Annotated in this window: 17 protein-coding genes and 1 pseudogene; 8 read left to right on the forward strand and 10 right to left on the reverse strand. The window is 54.0% G+C overall.

All coding sequences use genetic code 11. The features are described 5' to 3' along the window. Nucleotides 1-458, forward strand: a pseudogene (locus AACY11_RS04065) (hypothetical protein); the annotation flags it as partial. 3 nt (nucleotides 459-461) lie between these two features. On the opposite strand, the gene AACY11_RS04070 reads toward AACY11_RS04065, so the two are convergent. From AACY11_RS04070 to AACY11_RS04090, 5 genes are all read right to left on the reverse strand, one after another. Continuing rightward, nucleotides 462-1004: an acyl-CoA thioesterase gene (locus AACY11_RS04070; RefSeq protein WP_175554138.1), complete on the reverse strand. Its 543-nt coding sequence runs from the start codon at nucleotides 1002-1004 to the stop codon at nucleotides 462-464. Beyond that, nucleotides 1001-2671, reverse strand: a complete 1671-nt coding sequence (locus AACY11_RS04075) for an AMP-binding protein (protein ID WP_339433641.1) — start codon at nucleotides 2669-2671, stop codon at nucleotides 1001-1003. The genes AACY11_RS04070 and AACY11_RS04075 overlap by 4 nt, the downstream gene beginning before the upstream one ends. 80 nt (nucleotides 2672-2751) lie before the next feature. Next, nucleotides 2752-3015 carry an acyl carrier protein gene (locus tag AACY11_RS04080; protein ID WP_339433642.1) on the reverse strand — a complete coding sequence of 88 codons (264 nt, stop codon included), beginning with the start codon at nucleotides 3013-3015 and terminating at the stop codon, nucleotides 2752-2754. Further along, nucleotides 3002-3514, reverse strand: coding sequence for a PaaI family thioesterase (locus AACY11_RS04085; RefSeq protein WP_339433643.1), 513 nt, complete (start codon nucleotides 3512-3514; stop codon nucleotides 3002-3004). The genes AACY11_RS04080 and AACY11_RS04085 overlap by 14 nt, the downstream gene beginning before the upstream one ends. Before the next feature lie 10 nt (nucleotides 3515-3524). Beyond that, on the reverse strand, nucleotides 3525-4706 hold the full coding sequence (locus AACY11_RS04090; RefSeq protein WP_339433644.1) for a ferritin-like domain-containing protein: 1182 nt from the start codon (nucleotides 4704-4706) through the stop codon (nucleotides 3525-3527). A 430-nt stretch (nucleotides 4707-5136) separates the two neighbouring features. On the opposite strand from AACY11_RS04090, the gene AACY11_RS04095 reads away from it, so the two are divergent. Together AACY11_RS04095 and AACY11_RS04100 are read left to right on the forward strand one after the other, a co-directional pair. Further along, nucleotides 5137-5541 carry an acyl-CoA thioesterase gene (locus AACY11_RS04095; protein WP_339433645.1) on the forward strand — a complete coding sequence of 135 codons (405 nt, stop codon included), beginning with the start codon at nucleotides 5137-5139 and terminating at the stop codon, nucleotides 5539-5541. Between the two features lie 473 nt (nucleotides 5542-6014). Then, nucleotides 6015-6290 carry a hypothetical protein gene (locus tag AACY11_RS04100; RefSeq protein ID WP_339433646.1) on the forward strand — a complete coding sequence of 92 codons (276 nt, stop codon included), beginning with the start codon at nucleotides 6015-6017 and terminating at the stop codon, nucleotides 6288-6290. A gap of 42 nt (nucleotides 6291-6332) precedes the next feature. Here AACY11_RS04100 and AACY11_RS04105 read toward each other — a convergent pair whose 3' ends face one another. The 4 genes from AACY11_RS04105 to rsgA form a co-directional block, all read right to left on the reverse strand. Further along, on the reverse strand, nucleotides 6333-6818 hold the full coding sequence (locus AACY11_RS04105) for a toll/interleukin-1 receptor domain-containing protein (protein WP_339433647.1): 486 nt from the start codon (nucleotides 6816-6818) through the stop codon (nucleotides 6333-6335). After that, nucleotides 6818-7777: a caspase family protein gene (locus AACY11_RS04110; RefSeq protein ID WP_339433648.1), complete on the reverse strand. Its 960-nt coding sequence runs from the start codon at nucleotides 7775-7777 to the stop codon at nucleotides 6818-6820. The genes AACY11_RS04105 and AACY11_RS04110 overlap by 1 nt, the downstream gene beginning before the upstream one ends. Nucleotides 7778-7779: 2 nt before the next feature. Beyond that, complete coding sequence (locus AACY11_RS04115) at nucleotides 7780-8187, reverse strand: TIR domain-containing protein (protein WP_339433649.1); 408 nt, start codon at nucleotides 8185-8187, stop codon at nucleotides 7780-7782. Between the two features lie 212 nt (nucleotides 8188-8399). Continuing rightward, a complete protein-coding gene (rsgA, locus tag AACY11_RS04120; RefSeq protein ID WP_339433650.1) occupies nucleotides 8400-9431 on the reverse strand; it encodes a small ribosomal subunit biogenesis GTPase RsgA in 1032 nt (343 codons plus the stop codon). Between the two features lie 107 nt (nucleotides 9432-9538). Between rsgA and orn the strand changes: the two genes are divergently transcribed. Together orn and AACY11_RS04130 are read left to right on the forward strand one after the other, a co-directional pair. Next, entirely contained in the window at nucleotides 9539-10081 is a 543-nt protein-coding gene (orn, locus tag AACY11_RS04125; RefSeq protein WP_123530761.1) for an oligoribonuclease, read from the forward strand. 97 nt (nucleotides 10082-10178) lie between these two features. Beyond that, nucleotides 10179-10790 carry a trimeric intracellular cation channel family protein gene (locus AACY11_RS04130; RefSeq protein WP_221733102.1) on the forward strand — a complete coding sequence of 204 codons (612 nt, stop codon included), beginning with the start codon at nucleotides 10179-10181 and terminating at the stop codon, nucleotides 10788-10790. 120 nt (nucleotides 10791-10910) lie between these two features. Here the strand turns inward: AACY11_RS04130 and AACY11_RS04135 are convergent, their stop codons facing one another. Continuing rightward, nucleotides 10911-11207, reverse strand: coding sequence for a hypothetical protein (locus tag AACY11_RS04135; protein ID WP_339493928.1), 297 nt, complete (start codon nucleotides 11205-11207; stop codon nucleotides 10911-10913). Nucleotides 11208-11550: 343 nt separating this feature from the next. Between AACY11_RS04135 and AACY11_RS04140 the strand changes: the two genes are divergently transcribed. The 3 genes from AACY11_RS04140 (at nucleotide 11551) to AACY11_RS04150 (ending at nucleotide 20229) form a co-directional block, all read left to right on the forward strand. After that, nucleotides 11551-14082 (forward strand): hypothetical protein, encoded by a 2532-nt coding sequence (locus tag AACY11_RS04140; RefSeq protein ID WP_339433651.1) that lies wholly within the window; start codon nucleotides 11551-11553, stop codon nucleotides 14080-14082. A gap of 347 nt (nucleotides 14083-14429) precedes the next feature. Continuing rightward, a complete protein-coding gene (locus tag AACY11_RS04145; RefSeq protein WP_339433652.1) occupies nucleotides 14430-15416 on the forward strand; it encodes a hypothetical protein in 987 nt (328 codons plus the stop codon). A 79-nt stretch (nucleotides 15417-15495) separates the two neighbouring features. Beyond that, nucleotides 15496-20229 carry an RHS repeat domain-containing protein gene (locus tag AACY11_RS04150; protein ID WP_339493929.1) on the forward strand — a complete coding sequence of 1578 codons (4734 nt, stop codon included), beginning with the start codon at nucleotides 15496-15498 and terminating at the stop codon, nucleotides 20227-20229. The last annotated feature ends 8 nt before the right edge of the window (nucleotides 20230-20237 follow it).

Below are 20237 nucleotides of genomic sequence, written 5' to 3' on the forward strand. Positions count from 1 at the left end.
TCCCCCGCGACAACGGCGAGTACTGGGTTGTCCCCTGGGAAACTGTTACAGCGGCTGCCACCCAGCATTCATCAGTCAGTCAGGCCGGCAAAGCCACGATGGGTCTACTGGTCATCGGTTTCGAAAATCCCGACTCGCATGCCACGGACGACAACAAGCACTTTTCGCTGGGCTTCAACTGTGGCGGTGGCACCACGGCGATGGCTCTGTGGGAATGCATGCGCAGTTATATGGAGATCGGGCCAGAGGCGGCACCGGATGCCGCAGCGCTTAATTCAGGGGCAAACCTGCGTTACTACATCGATTACATGAAGGATAAAGCCAAAGAACGTGGCTGGTTTTTGACCCTGTTGTGGGAAGGTGTCTTTGGCGTATTCATCTTCAATGCTCCTCTCGCCACCTACCTGCAAAGGAAGAAGCTGTGCCCGCCACCCGATTTGCTATCCGCTCATTCTTGAATGTCAGAGTGCAGCCGTTTGTGGTTGTGCGCGTGGACGTACAACCCAATCAGCAATGGATTCCGGCACTTCCGGGGGTTCAGGGGATTCACCAATCAAAGCAAATATTCGGGCAGGCTCTACGACTTTGCGTGAACGGTCTACCAAGAGTGCCTTGACGTTGGCCACTGCCGACACTTTCGACCCAACCATGAAAACATGCTGGAAGTAAAACCACTTTTCATCCCAGTAAAGCAGTTCGGTTTTAATTTCAAACCGCTGAAACAGCTTTATGGACTTTTTGTATTCAATGTCAACATTGCCTACCAGAGGCATCCAGCCGTTTTTCAGAATCCCTCCAAGCGTGCCGACAGACCACAGGAAATGCAGCCTGCCCAAATCAGCGAGCGATAGAAAACGACCGTTATTGATGTGCATGTTCAAATCGATATCAAGCGGTGTGGCGGTGAATCCAATCGTCGTCGCGCTCCTGAAGTGGCCAGGCTTGCGCCATCTCTTGATAAAACCTACCAACGACATGACAAATAATCTGAAAAACAGGTTCATTGGCTAACGGCCTCGGCGGATCGTGAGAGGTTGTTGTAAAGAGATCTGATTTTGGCTCGGTCGATTTTCCCACTGGTCGTCTTGGACAGCTGACTCGCCGCAATGATGTCGATAGTGGTTATCTGGATTCCCAGTTCGTCACTGATCTTTCTGCGCACGATTTGGGTCAGGCTTGATGTGTCATGGCCTTTGGCTGGGACGATCAGTAACGCGCATTCTTCAGTGTCCGACTCAGTCAGTGGAACTGCTGCAACACCCCGGACACCTTCGACTTCAGCGGCGTAACTTTCAATGTCATTGGCGAAGTAATTGGCGCCATTGATAATGATGACTTCCTTGCTTCGACCGACGACATACAGGTTCCCCTCAAACAGGAAGCCTATATCACCGGTCAAGAACCAGCCGTTTTCAAGCATTGCAGCGGTATTTTTCTGGTCATTGTCATAGGCGCAGCACACCGAATTCCCTTTCAGCGCAATCTCACCCAACAGCAGTGAGGTATCCACGAAATCCAGGTTGTCGACATGAATACTGACGTCTACATGACGAATGGGTTTTCCGCACGAAACGATCTCTTTGTTCCCCGGTGCATCGCGGTCCGCGAGCACGACCCTGCCGTTGTTCAATGCCTCACGATCGACAAATACACTTTGCATGCCCTCACCCACCGTGGTGAACGTTGCACCCAGCGTCGCTTCGGCCATTCCATAAAGGGGCATGATCGAGCGTGCGGAGAATCCGTAAGGCGCAAAAGTCTGGGTAAAAGCGCGCATGACTTTAGGGTTGATGGGTTCCGCCCCACTCGTGGCAGAGCGCCAGGAGGTTAAATTCAGATCCGACAAGGCATCAACGTTGAAGCGTTCAAGACAATACTTGTAGGCAAAATTGGGTGCTGGTGAAATCTCCAGGGAAAAGTCGGAGATGGCCTTTAACCAGCTTAACGGTGCTTTTACAAAATCTGCGGTTCGCATTATGTAAGAGTCCGAGCCAGCAAACACAGGCAGTAGCAACCCACCGATCAAGCCCATGTCATGAAAGAACGGCAACCAGGTAACACCGGCAGACTCTGCGTTCATTTCAAATGATTCGCACATTGCGGCAACATTCAAAATCAGATTTTCTTGAGAAACCACGACCCCTTTTGGGTCCGAAGTACTGCCCGAGGTGTACTGGATCAGCGCGGTGTCACTGACTGCATTTGGGCGCTGACGGGGTGCCACTGGATCGCTTTCACCCAGAGCGCTGAACTCATCAAGCGTCTGTACGATCGAGGCGGTTTGAGCACCTAGAGATTCTTTGACCTCTTCACTGAGCGATTCAGAAACCAGAAACCTGTGGATCGTTGACTGCCTGGCAATAAGACCCACGCGCCTATAGAAGCTCTGCAACGGCGAAAAAGGTTGCGGTGGTGCGATGGGGACCGGCACACCGCCGGCAAACAAGACTGCAAAGAAGCTTTCGATAAAGCTGAGTTCGTTGAAAAATATCAATCCCACTCGTTCGTTGAACGTCACGCATTCCTGCATTGCACTGGCGCGGGCCTGTGCGCGCCCATGAAGGCTGGCATAACTCAAAAACGACGAAACCTTGCCATTCTTGATGACGTGAAATCCACGCTCTGGTGACAGTTCGGCTGTACGTGTAAGTGCAGTCAGTATTGTATTCACATCATTCCCTGATTTTACAAACCACCAAAAAGCGCCTTGCCGTCTATTGACTGACTGCAAAGCGCCACATCAGTCGCCGGTCAATTAATAGCGAGAGACTCTTCCTGATTAGCTTTAATCAGCCGCTGAACAGCGGCAATCAGCTGCTCCGCGGTTTCGATCGTGTAAGTTGCATCATCGGGCATTTCCACATCGTATTTTTTCTCAATCATCAAAATCATTTCAACGATCTTCATCGACGTTACACCAAGGTCTCTGATACTGGTGCTTTTGGTCACAGTGCCGGCTTCCAGCCCAACAACCGTAGTAAGAATGTCCAGTATGTCGAATTCAATTTCGTTCACAAATCGCTCCCTCGCGGCTAACTTCATGGTTTATATACAACAACGTTCTATGCGGGACTTTAGTCTGCCCACTAAAAACATCTTCGGGCTCAATCACAATCCACGACGCCTCCCCCAAGGCAACCAGATCGCCGGTTTGTGTCAGGAGCCGTGCCTCAGCTTTGATCATACTGCCGGTAATCGAGACGATTTTTCCTTCCACCCGGTACTCTGCAAATGACTCGCAGATACTGATGAAGCGCACTCGGAGTCCCATCGTGACTGCCATTTTTCCGGTGAAGACCATAATGGCTCTTCCCATGGCTTCATCCAGAACGGTCGAAACAATTCCACCGTGGACGATGCCTGGATAAGATTCATACTGACGATCCAGTGATACTCGCGCAGAGACCTCATCCACACCGTCGTCAAACACTAACTTCAAGCCGATATCATTTTGTTCGCTGCAACCAAAACAATTCGAGGTGACACCTGATTCTTCTACAAGCGTGTCGTTCATGATGTATCACCTACATTCTGGCGCGGATCTCGGCTTTCAGTGAGCGTGTATCGACGATTGCTTTATTGCCGGTGAGATTGCGCAAGGCGCGGTAGACATTGGCATCACCACGTTCATTGTCATCGTCGCCCACCACATCCTGTTCAATTGTCTTGACCGAGTCGGGTGAGTCCGCATTCGGGAAGAACAAACCTGCAGGGTGTTTGACGCCATAGGAGGCATCAATCAGCCAGACGTAAGCCATTTTCAGTGCTTCCAACATATTCACGTCGCTTTCGTCGCACAACTCTTTGCAAAAGACATAGAACGCCTTGGCATGGCGAGACTCGTCCTTGCTGAGCAAACGCCAGATTTTCTTCAGGGTGGGCTCATTCGTTCGGTGGGCGCGTAGGTTGTAGTAGTTGGCCGCACGGTATTCAGAAATCACGTTCATCATCAGCGTGGCGGACGGGTAGTCACCCACCTCATACGGTTTACGCGTAAACATGGCGTGTTTTGAACGAACCTCAATACCCAATTGCTTCAGGTATTTGGCCTGCACCAGGGCATGCCGAGCCTCTTCGGCTCCCCACATCAACGACCAGGTGGAAAAGCCGAATTCGTCACGCCACTCGTTGAGGAAGTTGTGCGACCCCGGCAATGTCGTATGTTCTACAACAGCACCATCGTGCAGAAGTTGAATGTCCTCGTCGGTCAACAAGCTTCTGTCGATACCGGAAAGGTCGCCAATTTCTGACCACTCCCATCGCGATTGTTCAAACCAGTCAAAAACCTCGTTGAATTTATTGTCTAGATAAAACTCTTTGATGTTGTGTTTTGACTGAAGCGTGGTAAAAGCAAAAATCGCTTTCTCGATAACTTTTTCAATATCCAATATTTCGGTTTTGGCAGAAACGACATCTTGAATGTCATATTTCACCGAATCTCCGAGAGCGCACACTTTCGGATCATCGCTGACTAATATAACCCGGGTACTGACCAACAGCCCCGGCTTCTTGATAGCCTCCAAAACTTGTTCAACTTCATGCAACTTGTCAGAAGCAATGAGAATGACCGAGCAGTTGGAATTCTGCGAATCCACATCAACTACAAACTCATGAATGGCTTTTTCGACTACAGCATTACCCTTGCGATCAACGAGCGAGATAGCGGAAGAGTTAACTTCACCGGAATAAAGGTAAAAGATATTCATAGAAGTCCTTTGCAATGTTTACATCTCCATATCGGCACTTGAGCATGCCGCACCAGCACCATGACCACAGGGTCAGCTTATAGACCGAAAACCACCCATTGGTCACGGCGAGGCGAGTATATAGACGTTGGATCCAAAAAAATGAGCTAATTAAAGGCCGATCATAAGACCTTTAGCTAATTGCTTAACCACCACAATCATGATATGCGAAACAGAAATGACTAAATATACCGATAGGAATTGGAACACCCGTCTCACTTAGGTATGTCAGCGGCTGCTTGACCTGATGAACGCTGCGGATACCCGTCGAGGGTAATGCTATGTTATGGACTTGCCGCATCAACATGACGAGCATCATTCTTGAGCGGCAATAAAGAGCACCAGCGCGCGGATAACTTCCGGCATCGGATAAATCAAGGAAAACAGACCAATGCCCAATGCAGTTTTTGTCAGCAGAACCATTTTGTTTGGAGACTGTGATCCCGCAGGATTAGTTTACACTCCCCGTTTTTCATATTTTTCGGTAGAAGCTGTATATGCTGCACTTGACAAGTGGCTGGGCGCACCAGGACTTAGAAATCTGATGGGCTTTGATATATTGCCGCCGGTACGCGCCATGTCATTGGAGTTACTGGCACCTCTGACGTGGGATGATGAGTTAAACATCAAGGTCAGCGTGGCAAAAGTAGGGATTCACTCTTTCACTTTTCTGGTCGAGGGGTTTATCAGCAATGGAACATTATCTTTCGTAGCGAATATCACTCATGTCTGCGTCTCGCCAGAAACCAAAGAGGTTGTCGCCATTCCGTCACGACTTAGAACACTTCTTTCATGAGTCGCCAAAAATAGGCTATTTCCAAAAACCCGGTCAGGCGTCCCCAACCAGCAGCCGCAATCGGCCAAGAGTAGAAATTCGTCCGGAACGGCTATTGCCCCGAGAAGAAAGAGGACAGGTAAAAAGGGGGGATTTCCGGAAAATACTTTCGCCCCCTTTAGCTCTCTACTTGTGTAGACCCAATTGGCGCTCTTGCCGGTTCACTTGACAGATTGCGCCCCAAACAGAATGGGAACGGCGTCCAGAAAATGAAGCATTTCAGGCTCCTTGGTGTTCAAGCTTCCGGCGTTTTTCAAGGTTGTTGTCGCGTCGCCGTCTAACTATGCCGCGCTTTTCTCGGTCTGCTGCTGCCGATCCGGGTTCAACATCACAGTGCCCATCGGCTCCCAGTTTCTTGTCTGGCCAGACCAGCGTTCCGGGCATTTCTCCCGAGCTTGCTCGTACAACTCATGACGCCGAGCCAGGATCAGACCATGGCTATTTATCGTCCGCTGCAAGGCAACATAAGCACCACCCCCACGCTCTACATCGACACCGAAGCCAAGGCCTCGACCCTTCTCGAAACCTCAAAGCATCGCTTGAACATCCTGCGCAATATGCTCAACAGCGTCAGTTGCCTGTGCGTCAACGATGCCGAAGGTCATGATCTGGAACACTTCGCCAGCGCCGCGCATATCCTGCTTCAGAACGGCTGTGACGCACTGGATGCGTTGGGCTGGAAGCTGGATAGAGTCGCACCCAGCCTTTGAAAGTTAAAAAGCCGCGATGGTGTCGCGGCTTTTTTACGTCGGTCAGAACCCCCGCCGAATCCGGTTTTTCAGTTGTTCATGGAAAATCTCGGCGTTGCGTTTATAGGTGCCGCTGAACGATTCGTTGCTCGAGTCCAGCGTCATTGAACGCTTGCTCGACACTTCCTCACGATACGCATCGATAAAGAAATTCAGATCACTCTCTGTGCTCAGCTTCGGCCACTTATCCAGGTACAACGGCAATTCCGTCGGCCCGGTCTTGAACGAACAGATCCGCCGGTTGCTGATCGTCGCCTCACCGATTTCAAACGGCACCCACCACGACAGCGCGGTTTTTTCCGAAACCACCGCCAACAGGTGCGTGCATTCGGTGATGTTGCGGGTGATGACCCCGGTGATGTCTTCGGTGGTCTGGGATTCCGGATCCAGTACGTCGAGGTAGGTTTTGATGTTGGCCTGCATCAGTCGGGTGTTGATGGCGATGGCGTGGGCGCGATCCATGTGGCGGTAGCTGATGAAGACGGGCATCAGAAGTGTCCTTTGAGGGCGAGTTCGCGGTAGTAGGCGCCGAGGGCGGTGAGGCGACAACCGGTGGAGTTGAGGGCGGCGTAATACATGTGCTCGGCATCGACCGGTTCGACCAGGCTGTGGCGGTTGCACATTTGCAGTTGCTTGAAGACGGCGCCGTGATCGGGGTCGAACGTTGCTTCGGTGGGCTCGTAGCTGGGATCGAGCCTGAAGACGAAACTCGGCTCGGGGAACCAGTCCTTGAGTTTGCGCAGGGTTTGTTCGGCAATCAGCGGTGCTACCTCGCGCAACGGCACGAACTGCGACACGTTGGTCTTGAACACCGGGCGCTGCTCCCAGGCACCCAAGGCATTGTCGACAAACGAGTAAACGCTACCCGGCGTGACCTTGCCGAGCACGTTCGCGGCGCCACCGTGCAGCGCCTGTAACAGCAGGTCGGTGAATACGCCGTGGCCGCGACTTTCGAGGGCGGACTGTTCTTTTTTGCACGCGGTGAGAATGGTCATGCCTTCGCCGATCACACTGCTGCCACCGCGCAAATTGCGCATGGCGCCGGCTGCGCCTGCCTGACAGCAATCGAGAATGATGATTTTGTTCTTGATGTGCGGGGCCTTGTCCGCCCACTCCAGAATGTCGCTGATGCGAATGCCTTCCCCGCCGTGTTTGAAGTCCTGTGGAATCAGCAGCCCTTCGTCGATGCTGGTGTCGAACTGGCCGTGGCCGGCAAAGTACAGCAGCGCCACATCGCAGTCGCCCGAGAACAGACTTTGAATGTGCTGTTTCATGGCCGTGAGCGTCAGGTTCTCCTCGGATGAGGTCAGCACTTTGCTGCTGAAGTTCGGGCGCCCGCTGGCGTGACGCTCCAGCACCGAAGCCATGGCCATTGCATCGTTGTTGCAGCCGCTCAGTGGCGTGACGTGGGCGTAGTGGTTGATGCCGATAAACAGTCCCTTGCGCATGATTACACCGCCGTATGCAGGCGAATGGCGGCGACGATGCTTTTGGTGCTCCACGCGCACTCGGCATCAGCGGCGTTGCGTACGACGGTGGAAATCCGCTCGGCCCCGAACGGCTTGATCGCGATGATCACTTTGCCCATGCGCTTGGCGATTTCGATTTCCTTGTTGATCCACTTGCTGTACGTCGAGTACATGCCGGCCATGATCAGCACTGCCGAGCAAGGGCGGATCTTGTTCTCGATAGCCTCTTCCAGTTGCTTGTCGGTTTGCGCGCCCATGATCGGGTTGTGCGGTGGCACGGAGAAATTCTTGAAGGTGAAACCGGGTTGCGCGCTGAGCAGGCGTACGAGGTTGTCGTGGGCGTGGGAATAGTTCCACGAATGGCTGATGAACAAATGATAGGTTTGCATGGGGTTCCTCGGAGGTCGCGACAGTGCGAAGGAGGAACTGAATGTAGGCATCTGCGTGAGGCCTACAAGGTGCTGGCGGTAAAAGAGAAATGTCCTGCAAACAGGCGTGCTAAAGCCCTACAGAAAGGTCTGACGTTTAGGCGTTCTGAGGATTTGTCAGGCGTGATCCTACAGCCGGCAGCCCTGTGTTTCAGGGCTGCCGGTGCGCCTGTTTAATAGCCGTTTTCAGGCAGGCTGGCGATGATCGAGCGGTAGCTGTTCATTCGTTGTTGCTGCACGCGGCCATCTTCCAGAGCCTTGAGCAGTGCACAACCCGGTTCACGATCATGCTTGCAATCGCGGAAGCGGCAGGTGCCGAGCAGGTCATTGAACTCGATGAAGCCGGCTTCGACGTCGGCACGACTGACGTGGCCCAGGCCAAATTCGCGGATGCCCGGGGAGTCGATCAGTTCACCACCGCCCGGAAAATGGAACAGGCGCGCGGTGGTCGTCGTGTGCGTGCCTTGGCCGGACAGCTCGGACAACGGCCCGACACGGGTTTCAACTTCAGGCAGCAAGCTGTTGACCAGCGACGACTTGCCGACGCCGGACTGGCCGACGAACACGCTGATGCGCCCGTCGAGCTGCTTTTGCAGTTGTTCCATGCCGTTGCCGTGGTGCGCGGACACTTCCAGCACCGGATAACCGAGCGTGCGGTAAACCGCCAGCAGGGCGTTGAGTGCCGGGGCATTCTGCTCGTCGATCAGGTCGAACTTGTTCAGCAGCAACAGCGGACGGATGCCAGCGTGTTCGGCCGCGACCAGATAGCGGTCGATCAGGTTGGCGTGGGGCTCGGGCAGCGGGGCGAAGACGATGACGATCATGTCGACGTTGGCGGCCACCGGTTTGAGCTGGCCGCGACTGTCCGGACGGCACAGCTCGGTGGTGCGCGGCAATTGCGCGACGATCACACCGATGCCTTGGTTGCCGGCACGCCAGACGACCTGATCGCCGGTCACCAGCGCTGGCAGGTTGGCGCGCAAGTGGCAACGGAACACCTGGCCGGCGAGTTCGCCGTCCTTGGCCTCGACTTCGACCTGCACACCGAAGTGAGCGATCACAAGACCGTGCTGCTCAGGGCCGAGGTCGCCACCTTCGAGCGCCTCGACAGCCGAGGACTCACGTTTGGCGGCGCGTGCGGCGCGCTCGCCCTGAATCTTTTCGATGCGCCAGTTTTGACGACGATTGAGTTGGCGTTTGGCCATGGGTGTTCCGTCTGAAGAATGCAGCGATTAGGTAAAACGGCCGCGAGTTTAGCACGCCGGGGCACCGGCCTAGGCTAAACTGCGCAGCATTGCCTAGGAGCCGAAATATGCAGAACCCACAGAATCTGATCTGGATCGACCTGGAAATGACCGGTCTTGATCCGGACAACGACGTCATCATCGAAATGGCCACCATCGTCACCGACAGTGACCTCAACACGCTGGCCGAAGGACCGGTGATCGCCATTCACCACAGCGACGAAGTGCTGGCACGCATGGACGAGTGGAACACCCGTACCCACGGTAACTCCGGCCTGACCCAACGCGTTCGCGACAGCCGCGTCAGCATGGCCGAAGCCGAAGCCGAAACCATCGCGTTTCTGGAGAAGTGGGTGCCCAAGGGCAAGTCGCCAATCTGTGGCAACAGCATCTGCCAGGATCGCCGCTTCCTCTATACCCACATGAAGGCGCTGGAAAGCTACTTCCACTACCGCAACCTTGACGTCTCCACACTCAAAGAGCTGGCCGCACGCTGGGCGCCGGACGTACGCGACAGCTTCAAGAAGGGCAGCACGCACCTGGCGCTGGACGACATCCGTGAATCGATCGCCGAACTGCAGCATTACCGCAAGCACTTCATCAAGTTCTGATACCGGGTTGGCGGCTTTTTGTGGCGGGTGTTCTCGCCCTCTTTTGGTGCTGCACCGAAATGGCTAGACTGCGCGCCTTCCTGCCAGGATCGCCACCATGTTGCTAATGCTCTATTTGATCGCCATTACCGCTGAAGCCATGACGGGCGCGCTGTCTGCGGGCCGTCGCGGCATGGACTGGTTCGGCGTGGTGCTGATTGCGTGTGTCACGGCGCTGGGCGGCGGTTCGGTGCGTGACGTGCTGCTCGGGCACTACCCGCTGACATGGGTCAAACACCCGGAATACCTGGTGCTGACCTCCGCTGCGGCAATGTTGACCGTGTTCACTGCACGTTGGATGCGGCATCTGCGTTCGTTGTTTCTGGTGCTCGATGCCGTCGGTCTGGTGGCGTTTACCCTGATCGGCTGCATGACCGCTCTGGAAATGGGCCACGGCATGCTGGTGGCTTCGGTCAGCGGTGTGATCACCGGTGTCTTCGGCGGCATCCTGCGCGATATCTTCTGTAATGACATCCCGTTGATCTTCCGCCGAGAACTGTATGCCAGCGTGTCGTTCGCCGCCGCCTGGTGTTACATGTTGTGCCTGTATCTGAACGTGCCAGGTGAACAAGCCATTCTGATTACCCTGTTCGGCGGGTTTTTGTTACGTCTGCTGGCCATTCGTTTTCATTGGGAAATGCCCAAGTTCGTTTATAACGATGAGCATTGATTCCGCCTGCTATCGAATAAAAAATACAGTTCTGCCGGGTTTTGCGAATTGACGGTGGCGGCGGGTTTTTATCTGTTTTTACCGGTTGTTGAGGTTTCTTGCCTTTCTGCTCAAGCGGAATTAGTAGGGGGGCATGTTATTTCTGAGTCTTGCCGCTGATTCAATATGAGACTGGGAGAACCATTGCGAAATGGTTGGCGAGCCAGTAATGAAAAGGGACGTTTCACTCTGGCGGTACTGAACACTGTCGCTGTAATAGATCGTGTGGATGATGAAAACGAGGAGGGTCCGGTCCTGCCTTGTATGCGTGCGTTCCGGGTTTCCAGCCAAAGCGGGAAAACCTTCCAGATCGGTGTCGCCATCAAGTTCAACGGGTAGGTTGTCCGTAGCAGTGGCAATGCTTTGTCGAGCCGGCATTACAGCAACTTCAAAATTATTCCATTAAGTGGCTGCGCACGTTTGTGGTCTGGCGCGGATGTGAATTACCGGTATTCGTGTCGGGCACTTATACCTGGGCCAGCACCTGAGGGGCTAAAAACAAACAGGTCGAATAAGCTAGTTGATAGTGACTGCGCTTTCGTCTACGTCAACAAGCTTCGCGAGTCACACATCGAGAACTAATTGGCGTCGTTGTTTATTAATGCGATAAATGTAGTACACCTATATACCGGTTTACACCGGATAAGCCGATAAACTGATTGTACTGACGGCCCTGCAGTGTTACGGGGCCCAACTAACCAAACCTCAAGGATGAGCATTCATGGCTGGTAAACCGCCAAAGATCAAACCTGTTCCTGCCCCTGCCAAAACACCCGATTTCAGCGCGAATGAACCACATCGCCCAGCGTACCCCTCTCCAGCAATGCCGCATTTACCTCTCCCCCCTCGCCCGGAACACTTGCACCCGTCCTACCGGCCAGATTTGGTCGCGGTGACGCAGGCGAGCAGTTTGAGTGTGAGCCCGTTGTCTTTCGCGTTCGACGATTTTTCGAAGCTTGCCGCGACGCCCTCGCTGGCAGATTACTGGATACACACCGACAAAAGCCTCGGCGAGCCCGATGCGCAGGGCATCCGGAGGTTCAGGCAGCGTCAGTATGTGGCCGTAGCCGACAACCATTTCGTGCAAGTTGTCCTGGACGCCGAGAGTGGCCTGTTTCGCGCCACGCTAGCCAGAGAACTCAACCCTTCCGGCCCGCTTCTGAAGCCGGATAGCGAGGGCAGGTTCTGGGTCCCTCTGCAAAGCAGTGATTCGCGTAATCACCCTGCAAGACTCAATTCGTTAAGGAGGCGAACGGCAGAACTGTTTCACCGCGTCGGGTATTCAGTGGACGGCTTTTCCGAGGTCACGATTACACGCATTCTTGCCGTTAGTGGGATGGATGAAACGCTGGCACGCGATTCCCCCGCTTACGCTCGGTCCCTCGTCTTGCTGCAGGACGCTCTCAGGCGCTTGAGCCTCGATCAGAAAATCCACACGTTCATCACACAAATGCAACATCCCGATCCGCTAGTGCGCGCCCAGGTCGATCCGCAGTTGCAGGCTCTGCTGCAGTTGCGCGAAGGCGAGCCTGGCGCAAGCATTGCCCAGCGCGACCGCGCCGCGCTCTTTCAGAATCATGAGCGTGCGTTCGAACTTGACTGTGATGAAAACACGTTGCAGATGCGGCGGATTTTTCCTGACTTGCCCAAAGCGGCAGCCGAGGCCTTGTGGCGCGATGCAAGTGCCGCCGAGCGTCTGCATATGCATAACCAACCGGGAATGCCACGGCAAATGGCAGAAGAGGCGCTGTTGGTGCTGCGCGATGTTCGTCTCGCAAGAGCCTGTGAAGGGATTTATCTGGATTCGGTATCCAGTCCGGACAGTGACCGACTGGCGTTGCATATGATCGGACGCCTTGCGCAGTGGCCGCGAGATGTCCGTATCGAGATTCGTCAGGATGTGTTTGACGGGAAGGTCTTGACGGCTATCGGCGATGTGCTGACTTCGTTCCATCACGTTCTGGTCCAGCAGGACGCCGGGTATGTCATCAGCAGCCCCGAGGGTTCATCGTCCAAAGGCATGAGCGATCTGTATTCGGCTGTCTGGTTCCTGTTACTGCCCGTACAGCGTCAGGCCTTCGGTGTGGCGGAGGGAGGAGGGCAAACGCTGCAGCGATTGATTCGTGCACAGCCGTTGCCATCGCGCCAGGCTGTGAGCGAACTGCTGGGGCTGGCGCCGATTCCAATGACGGTCGACTCTGCCACCGCGCAATACAGGCAAGCGTGGAAGCTGCGAGGCGGCGCCGATAACAATCCGACATCGGCAAAGACCGTTGTTGACCGCGTACATGATCTTTATCCGCAGCTTTCGGGTGAGGAGGTGACGACGTTTATCAACGAGCGTTTAAAGAGTGATCTGGCCGGCGTAATGATGAGGCTGGAAAAAGAGTTCGCGACGTTGTGCAGTGAATTGTCGATATGGAGTGCCGATAAGCCGTCACCTCATGCGGATTCGTCGGGACAGGGGAGAGCGCCAACCCCCGCGGAGCAACGTCAGGCTCGCGAGCAATTCAGCGCAAAGCTGCAAGATATCTGGCGGCGCAAGTCCGTTTCGAGATGGGGGTACGGTGACTATCATTTTTCTTCCAGCGTCGATTTTTCCGGTGAGCTACCAAGGCTGTCTGCCAGGTTTGAATATGTAACAGAGTTAATATTGACCGCAGAAAAACCAGGCGCACGGATAGGCGCGTTTCTTGACAGTTTTCCCAATGTTAAATACTTGAAGGTGACTGGTGTAGAGATGCAGGAATTCCCGTCAGGGATCTTTCAAATGCGTGAACTGCTGCAACTCACGTTGGATAGTTGCTCGCTTAGACTTTCTGATATGACGGCTGAAGGGCTGGCAAGAATGGAAACGCTTACATTGTTGAACCTGGCACGCAATCCTCTGACAGTTGCTCCACCTGTAGGCTTCATGCCGGATTTAACGGAATTGATGCTGTATGACGCCAATCTTTCCAGCGTTCCTTCAGGAATAGATTCGCTGAAAGAACTCGAGGTGTTGGCGTTGCAGAATAATAATATTTCAGAGGTGGGGGATGAGCTGTTCGATATCCCGGATACACAGAATTTATTCGTTGGTCTGGTGAATAATCCCTTGAGTGACGCGTCGAGGCAGCGGATTACCGAGTATCTGGAAAACGCCAGCATGGACCGGAAAATTGAAATTGAAATGGAAGAGCCACTGTCGGATGTAGAGTCTGACAGTGAATCCTCAGAGAGTGGATTTTCGACGGGCTCAGAGAGTGACTGAATGTGGGGGGAAGTAACTGTTTTCTTGCCGGTCTAACATAGTCTGATAAATATAAATAACGCGCTGGCTCCCCTTCTGCTTTTGATTTTGCCGTGGTCAGGAGGGGAGGAACCTCTGGCAAGGCCGGAATTAAAGGGTTGGCAGGATTGATTTCAAATCGGGTGACAGGAGATCCGGATTTTTAGAATGTTTTAGAGTTTATGTGTGTTGTTGGTTTCTATGTTCAGGTGTTTCCGTGGTTTTAATTTGTCGAATGTCCTGTCTTTTATTGTTTTTAGTGCCGTGTCTCAATGCCTCGGCGCGTCCTGATGGAGGCGAAACTTATTAATTAGCCAAGGTGTTATTGAATGTTTGATGAGCAGCTTAATATTTCCCGTATCGAGGTGAAAACCGACTCCACAAGGTCTGGTCAACATAAGATTCTTTACGCCAACGGTCGCATGCAAGTACGCGTATTGGTGCTTTTACACGGTGTCGATAACAATGGAGACGGCGCGTCACTGTATGGGCATCCTGCATTACAAACACTGCGGCTGATTGCCTATAACGGCGCTCGACCTCTTGAAGGTGACTGGAGCGTATCCGTGCAGGAAAATCGGTATGCCCATGAAATGTCGGGTGGGGCACCGCGGGCTATAGAAGTTCCGCGTGTTAATGACAATCGCAAAAGTGACGTTTCTGATCCTGTACAAATTCTTGAGTTTTGGGTTTCCGCCTCCAGGCCTGGAATCATGGAAGTCGCTGCCGAAATCGTCATGGACTCAGTGGTATTGCGAAGCAATGGAGTCGGCTTTGACAGCAGTGTGACGCTGGAGGCGATTCCGCCTAAAGAGTATCCGCTGAGTAGTTTTTCATTGAGTAAATATGATGAGAAACAGCAGCGTGCCCAATATGACTGGGTCCAGCATTATCATATTGCTCTGCAAGCAGAGGGCCGGCAGATTCACCTCCTTGACTGGTATAGCAGTGAGGTGAAACTTGACCCTTATGATTCCGAAAATGCGGTGCAGGTTTATGTGTCCGGCAATATTCCCGACACACAGGATGGTCGCAGATGTTTTTATGGTTACATGGCGCCGATTTATGGGCTGAAAACAACGTTTCGCAGCCCGCTCGGCTACATAACCGTCCCGATTAACAAAGTGCCTGGACAATTGACGCTTGTTCAGTATGTTTCCGCGGACCTGCAAGTGGCGCGGGAGAATGAAAGCGCATTCGAGTTTGCAGTGGTCGATGAGTTCGGTTCGGAGCACAGGCTTAGTATTGATGGTGATAAAGAACAACGTACTTTTGTTCTGGGTGAGTCCAAGCGGTCAATGAAACAGCTTGTCTGATTTCGATACATGGCCAGCGAGTTTTCGCTGGCCAACCTGACTGGCCAATATCTGAATCTGGAAATAAAGGACGTTTTCAATGAAAAGTAATTCATCCTCCGCCGTTCACTCGAATGCTTTCAACTTTGGTGAGTTTGTTTCCGGAGGCGTTGACCCCCGCACGGGCATGTATACGTGCGCCTTTTCGTTAGGCAAGTTGTGTTCGGCGGATCTCAATGGCCCTGAGGTTGCACTTTCACTGGGTTTCAACCCGCTCAATCAGGTGGATGCCGGTTTCGGCCTCGGCTGGTCGTTGACCATGACTCAGTATGACGTGCGCAGCAAAGTCATGACGCTGTCCAACGGCGAGCGCTACAAGGCTGTCGAGACATCTGCGGGCCTGAAGTTCAAGGAAATGAAACTGCAAACTGCCAGGGTACTGGTGACCGGGGCAGGGCGCTATGAAGTTCGATACCGCGATGGTCGGCGTGAACTGCTTAAAGTTCAGGCCGGCACTCATATCGCGGTAGCAGAAAAAATTGTCGCGGCGAACGGTGTGAGCATCACGCTCAAGCATGAGACGTTCAATCAGTTTGCCATGTTGACCGAAGTCTGTGACGCCAAGAGATGCCTGTTGAGAGTTACGCGCAAGGCCGGTCAGGTGACATTGACCCGGCATCCCGATACCTCGTCCAGTTCCGACTACAACCTGATCCTGAAAAATAGTCGGGTAACGGCAATCGAACTTCCGCTCGGCAAAGGTTGGGATCTGGAATATGAAGTCATTGATGAGGCCAGCTATCTGTGCCGCGTCGTCAATCCATTGCGCGGCGTAGAAATCATTCGCTACAAGCGTCAAGGTCACCGCTTCGTAAGTGGCGTGCAGCGAACACTTCCGTTTGTCATCGCTCACGATATTTACCCAGGCCGGCGCCAACCCAGGCTTTGCAAGGTATATACGTATTCCAACCATAACTTTCTCGGGCAGGGCCTCATCCCGGCCAGGGACAATGACATAGATCCTCTCTACCTGGCGCCCGACCACTACGTCTATACCTCGGACGAGAAATTAGTGGTCAATGGCAAGGTGCACACCCGGATTAACCGCACCTACAACAAATTCCATTTGCTGGTCGCAGAGGTCACGACATGTGGCAATGCCCAGACCACAATCGCCACCGAGTATCACTGTTCGGTTACCAAACTGTTCAATGAGCAACCGGCTCAGTTCCGCATGCCGAAAGTTCAGACGGTGACTTATTTCGATCGGCGCACCCAACAGAAGCGCGAGGAAACCACCGTCACCGAGTTCGACGGCGAAGGCAACCTGCTCAAACATGTCGAGCCGAGTGGGGTGACGACTTTGTCGGAGTATTATCCTGCAAGCGGTGGGGACAACTGCCCGGAGGATCCGCTGGGTTTCACCAGGTTCCAGAAAAAGAGAACGGTCAGCGCTGCGGCCGCGAGTGGCGCCTCGTCTGTCACGTACTACGACTATGCGTTGCATCCTGCGCTGGAAGGCGCAGAACTGGCATCTGTCTTACCGGTTGAAGAGCGTTATTTCGAGCGCGTGGAGGGGGTTGAGATCCTGCGTTCGAAAACCCAAAGGAGTTACCTGAATACGCCAAAGGACCCGCTCAAGCACGGGGCCATGAAACAGCAAAGCATTACCCGTAAAGATAAAAAGACCTGCACGCAATTCTCCTATGAGCTTGAAGGTATCAGGCTGCGGGTGACGTCCAGCACGCAGGGCTTCGATGGCTCGCTGCAGACCAGTGAGGCCGTGCTCTCGACGCTCACTGGGCTACAGGTGTCAGAAGTCGGTATCGATGGCGAGCGTATCGAACATGAGTACGACGCGATCGGCCGAGCAGTGTGCAAAACGGTTGCCCCCGGCACCCCGTACGCGGCCGCTACCAGGTGGGCCTTTTTGGCCGCCAGCAAACAACAACCGGCCACGATGGTCACCACGGATCCCGCCGGCGGCGAACAAAGAGTGACCTATGATGGCCTGGAACGAGTGATCGCCGTTCAGGAAAAGGACTGCGACCGTCCGGACGAGGATGGGCTCATTGCGTCTCGTACTCTTTATTGCGCCCGTCATGATTCGGCGGGTCACAAGGTAGAAGTGACGCTGACCGATTGGCGCGATGGCAAGCCTTATCCGTTGATCACCCGCTACGAATTCGATAACTGGGGCCAGGTCTGCAAGACGTTCCATGCCGATGGGCGTGTCGAACATAGCGAGGCCGATCCGGTCCTTCGCCAGCAAACGAATTGGCTTCAGGGGATGGGCAAGACCGTTACCCTCATCAACGAGTTTGGTAAACCCCTGAGGGTCGAGAGCTTCAATCTGAAGCACAAGAGTCTTGGCAAAACCGATTACACCTATGACGGATTCGGGCGTACAACCAGCCAGACCGATCCGGCCGGCAATACCACTCGATATGAGTACGACGTTTTTGACCGGATGATTCGCAGTGTCCTGCCCGACGCCAGCGAGGTGGTCACCGACTACGCCGATCACAGTGACGAAGCGCTGCCGGTCGGCATTCAGGTCGATGGCAAAGTGTTGGGCCGGCAAACCTATGACGGATTGAATCGCCTGACGCAAAGTACAGTAGGCGGCCGCAAGTCCGAGGCCGGTTATGAAGCAGGTTTCAGCCAGCCGCAGTGGTACAAGAGCGCTGACGGCAAGAAAATCGAATTCACGTATTTGCGCCATAGGGGCGGTTTACTGACTGAGCGCAAGGCGGGGGCATTGCTCACGACCCTGACTTACGACCCCGTCAACGGCCATCCCTTGACCTGTATCGAAAATGGCAGAGAGCGTCGTTTTACGTATTACCCTTCCGGGCGCGTCAAATCCGAAACGACGACCTACGGCGCTATCAGCAAAGCAACCTCCTTTACCTATTCCCTGGAGGGGCGACCGATCACCTGCATCGATGTACTCGGATCCGAACGCAGATCCGAATACGATGACCATGGCCGCTTGTTATCAACCTTGCAGGGTTCGCTGAAAACCGAATTCCACTACAACATCCAGACGGGGATGCTGGAATGGACGAAGACCGAAGAGACGTCGATCAAACGTCAAATGATCACTCGGTTTACCTATGATGATATCGGTCGTGAAATCTGCCGTACTTTCCAGGTGAAGGGCCAGCCCGACCAGACGCTGGCGTCTACTTATACGCTCGCCGGCAAACTGGCGCAGAAAGTGTCCAGGCGTGGCACGCAAGTGTTGCGCGATGAGCAATTTGTCTACGATGTGCGTGGGCGCCTGATCCAGTACGACTGTGCCGGCCCCCTAAAGCCCCGGGACCCGTACGGCAAAGAAATTGCTCAGCAGACGTTCACATTCGATGCGCTTGATAATCTTCTCACCGTACAGACGCGGTTCCCTCTGGGTGTGAACCTGACCACCTTCAGTTACGACAATCCGGACCCAGTACAACTCAGCGCAGTCAAACATTCTCATGTCGACTATCCATCGGCCGTGACCCTGGAATACGACGCCAACGGCAGGATGATCAAGGATGATCAGGCGCGAACCCTGGCCTATGACGCGTTCGGGCGTCTGGAACAACTGACCAGCGCCGCAGGTTCGGTTATTCGCGGCTACCATTACGACGGTTTTGACCACCTGGTTGAACTGTCGCAACCCAATACCACCACTGCCCAGCGTTATTACCACGAAGGCCGGGTCGCCAATGAAGTCAGCGGTGAAAATTCATCCAGTGTCCTGCGTCACGGTGGATTGCTCGTGGGCCAGCAACAACTCGGATTGAAGGCCGGCGCGCAGTTGTTCGGCACCGATCAGCAGCAAAGTGTGTTGGCAGCACTGGGTGAAGAACAACTGACTGATTGCACTTACAGCCCTTACGGGCATCGTCCCGCCGAGGGTGGTTTGTTCAGTCTGGCGGGGTTCAACGGCGAGCAGTTGGATCCGGTAACCGGGCTGTATCTATTGGGCAATGGCTACAGGGCTTATAGCCCGACATTGATGCGGTTCCTCGCCCCCGACAACATGAGTCCATTCGGTGAGGGCGGATTGAATGCCTACGCTTATTGCCTGGGCGACCCCGTCAATCGTGTTGATCCTACCGGGCATATCTCCTGGCAATCGATTCTGGGCATCGGACTCAGTGTGCTCGGGATTGTTGCCAGTGTGCTGACGATGGGGGCCGCGACGCCATGGGCGGCGGCGGCATTGGGGCTGGCCGTTGCTTCAGGCTTGGCGGGTATTGCCAGCGAATTGGTCAATCACTATGCACCGGATTCTTCGGCAGGAGAGGCATTGGGCTGGATCAGTGCTGGGCTAGGCTTGGCTTCGCTGGGTACCGGTCTGGCGGCCGGAGCCAAGGCTGCTGTCAACGCGGGCAGGAAGCTGGCTTCAGCCTTTCAGTCAGGGCTTAGTTCACGAGGCGCGGGTAAAGCGGCCAAAGCGTTTGCCAAAGGAAAAGGCGCCAAGGCTGCGGCAAAAGCCCAGTCTGCGAAAGCCACCGCACGGGTTGAGGACGAGGTCGAACAGAAATGGACAGTGGTCAGGCCTAAAGACAAGATGAATTTTCTTAATATAGAGGCGCGGGATGCCTCTGAGACCAGGGTTAAGTTATTCATTCAGCTCATTGAGGAGGGTAACTCTCCGACCTCCGCTGCCGCGCTCCTTCACGCCGAATACACGCCATTGAAGGGGCCATCCAGTTCATCGTCCAGGTTGATGCATCTTTATTTGTCAAAGGGTGATCGCGTGTATCTCACTGAAAATGCGAAGGACAGGATTGTCATCATCAAACAGATGGGTGGGCACTACAAAGAAAAAAAATAAACATAAAT

It is taken from the genome of Pseudomonas sp. RA_105y_Pfl2_P56, assembly GCF_963970845.1.
Classification (GTDB): Bacteria; Pseudomonadota; Gammaproteobacteria; order Pseudomonadales; family Pseudomonadaceae; genus Aquipseudomonas; species Aquipseudomonas baetica_A.

Excerpts from the sequence above, each read along its gene's own strand:
- AACY11_RS04070 (WP_175554138.1), bottom strand. The coding sequence starts at position 1,004 with ATGAACCTGTTTTTCAGATTATTTGTCATGTCGTTGGTAGGTTTTATC.
- AACY11_RS04085 (WP_339433643.1), bottom strand. The coding sequence starts at position 3,514 with ATGAACGACACGCTTGTAGAAGAATCAGGTGTCACCTCGAATTGTTTT.
- AACY11_RS04090 (WP_339433644.1), bottom strand. The coding sequence starts at position 4,706 with ATGAATATCTTTTACCTTTATTCCGGTGAAGTTAACTCTTCCGCTATC.
- AACY11_RS04095 (WP_339433645.1), top strand. The coding sequence starts at position 5,137 with ATGCCCAATGCAGTTTTTGTCAGCAGAACCATTTTGTTTGGAGACTGT.
- AACY11_RS04100 (WP_339433646.1), top strand. The coding sequence starts at position 6,015 with ATGGCTATTTATCGTCCGCTGCAAGGCAACATAAGCACCACCCCCACG.
- AACY11_RS04105 (WP_339433647.1), bottom strand. The coding sequence starts at position 6,818 with ATGCCCGTCTTCATCAGCTACCGCCACATGGATCGCGCCCACGCCATC.
- AACY11_RS04110 (WP_339433648.1), bottom strand. The coding sequence starts at position 7,777 with ATGCGCAAGGGACTGTTTATCGGCATCAACCACTACGCCCACGTCACG.
- AACY11_RS04115 (WP_339433649.1), bottom strand. The coding sequence starts at position 8,187 with ATGCAAACCTATCATTTGTTCATCAGCCATTCGTGGAACTATTCCCAC.
- rsgA (WP_339433650.1), bottom strand. The coding sequence starts at position 9,431 with ATGGCCAAACGCCAACTCAATCGTCGTCAAAACTGGCGCATCGAAAAG.
- orn (WP_123530761.1), top strand. The coding sequence starts at position 9,539 with ATGCAGAACCCACAGAATCTGATCTGGATCGACCTGGAAATGACCGGT.
- AACY11_RS04130 (WP_221733102.1), top strand. The coding sequence starts at position 10,179 with ATGTTGCTAATGCTCTATTTGATCGCCATTACCGCTGAAGCCATGACG.
- AACY11_RS04135 (WP_339493928.1), bottom strand. The coding sequence starts at position 11,207 with ATGCCGGCTCGACAAAGCATTGCCACTGCTACGGACAACCTACCCGTT.
- AACY11_RS04140 (WP_339433651.1), top strand. The coding sequence starts at position 11,551 with ATGGCTGGTAAACCGCCAAAGATCAAACCTGTTCCTGCCCCTGCCAAA.
- AACY11_RS04145 (WP_339433652.1), top strand. The coding sequence starts at position 14,430 with ATGTTTGATGAGCAGCTTAATATTTCCCGTATCGAGGTGAAAACCGAC.
- AACY11_RS04150 (WP_339493929.1), top strand. The coding sequence starts at position 15,496 with ATGAAAAGTAATTCATCCTCCGCCGTTCACTCGAATGCTTTCAACTTT.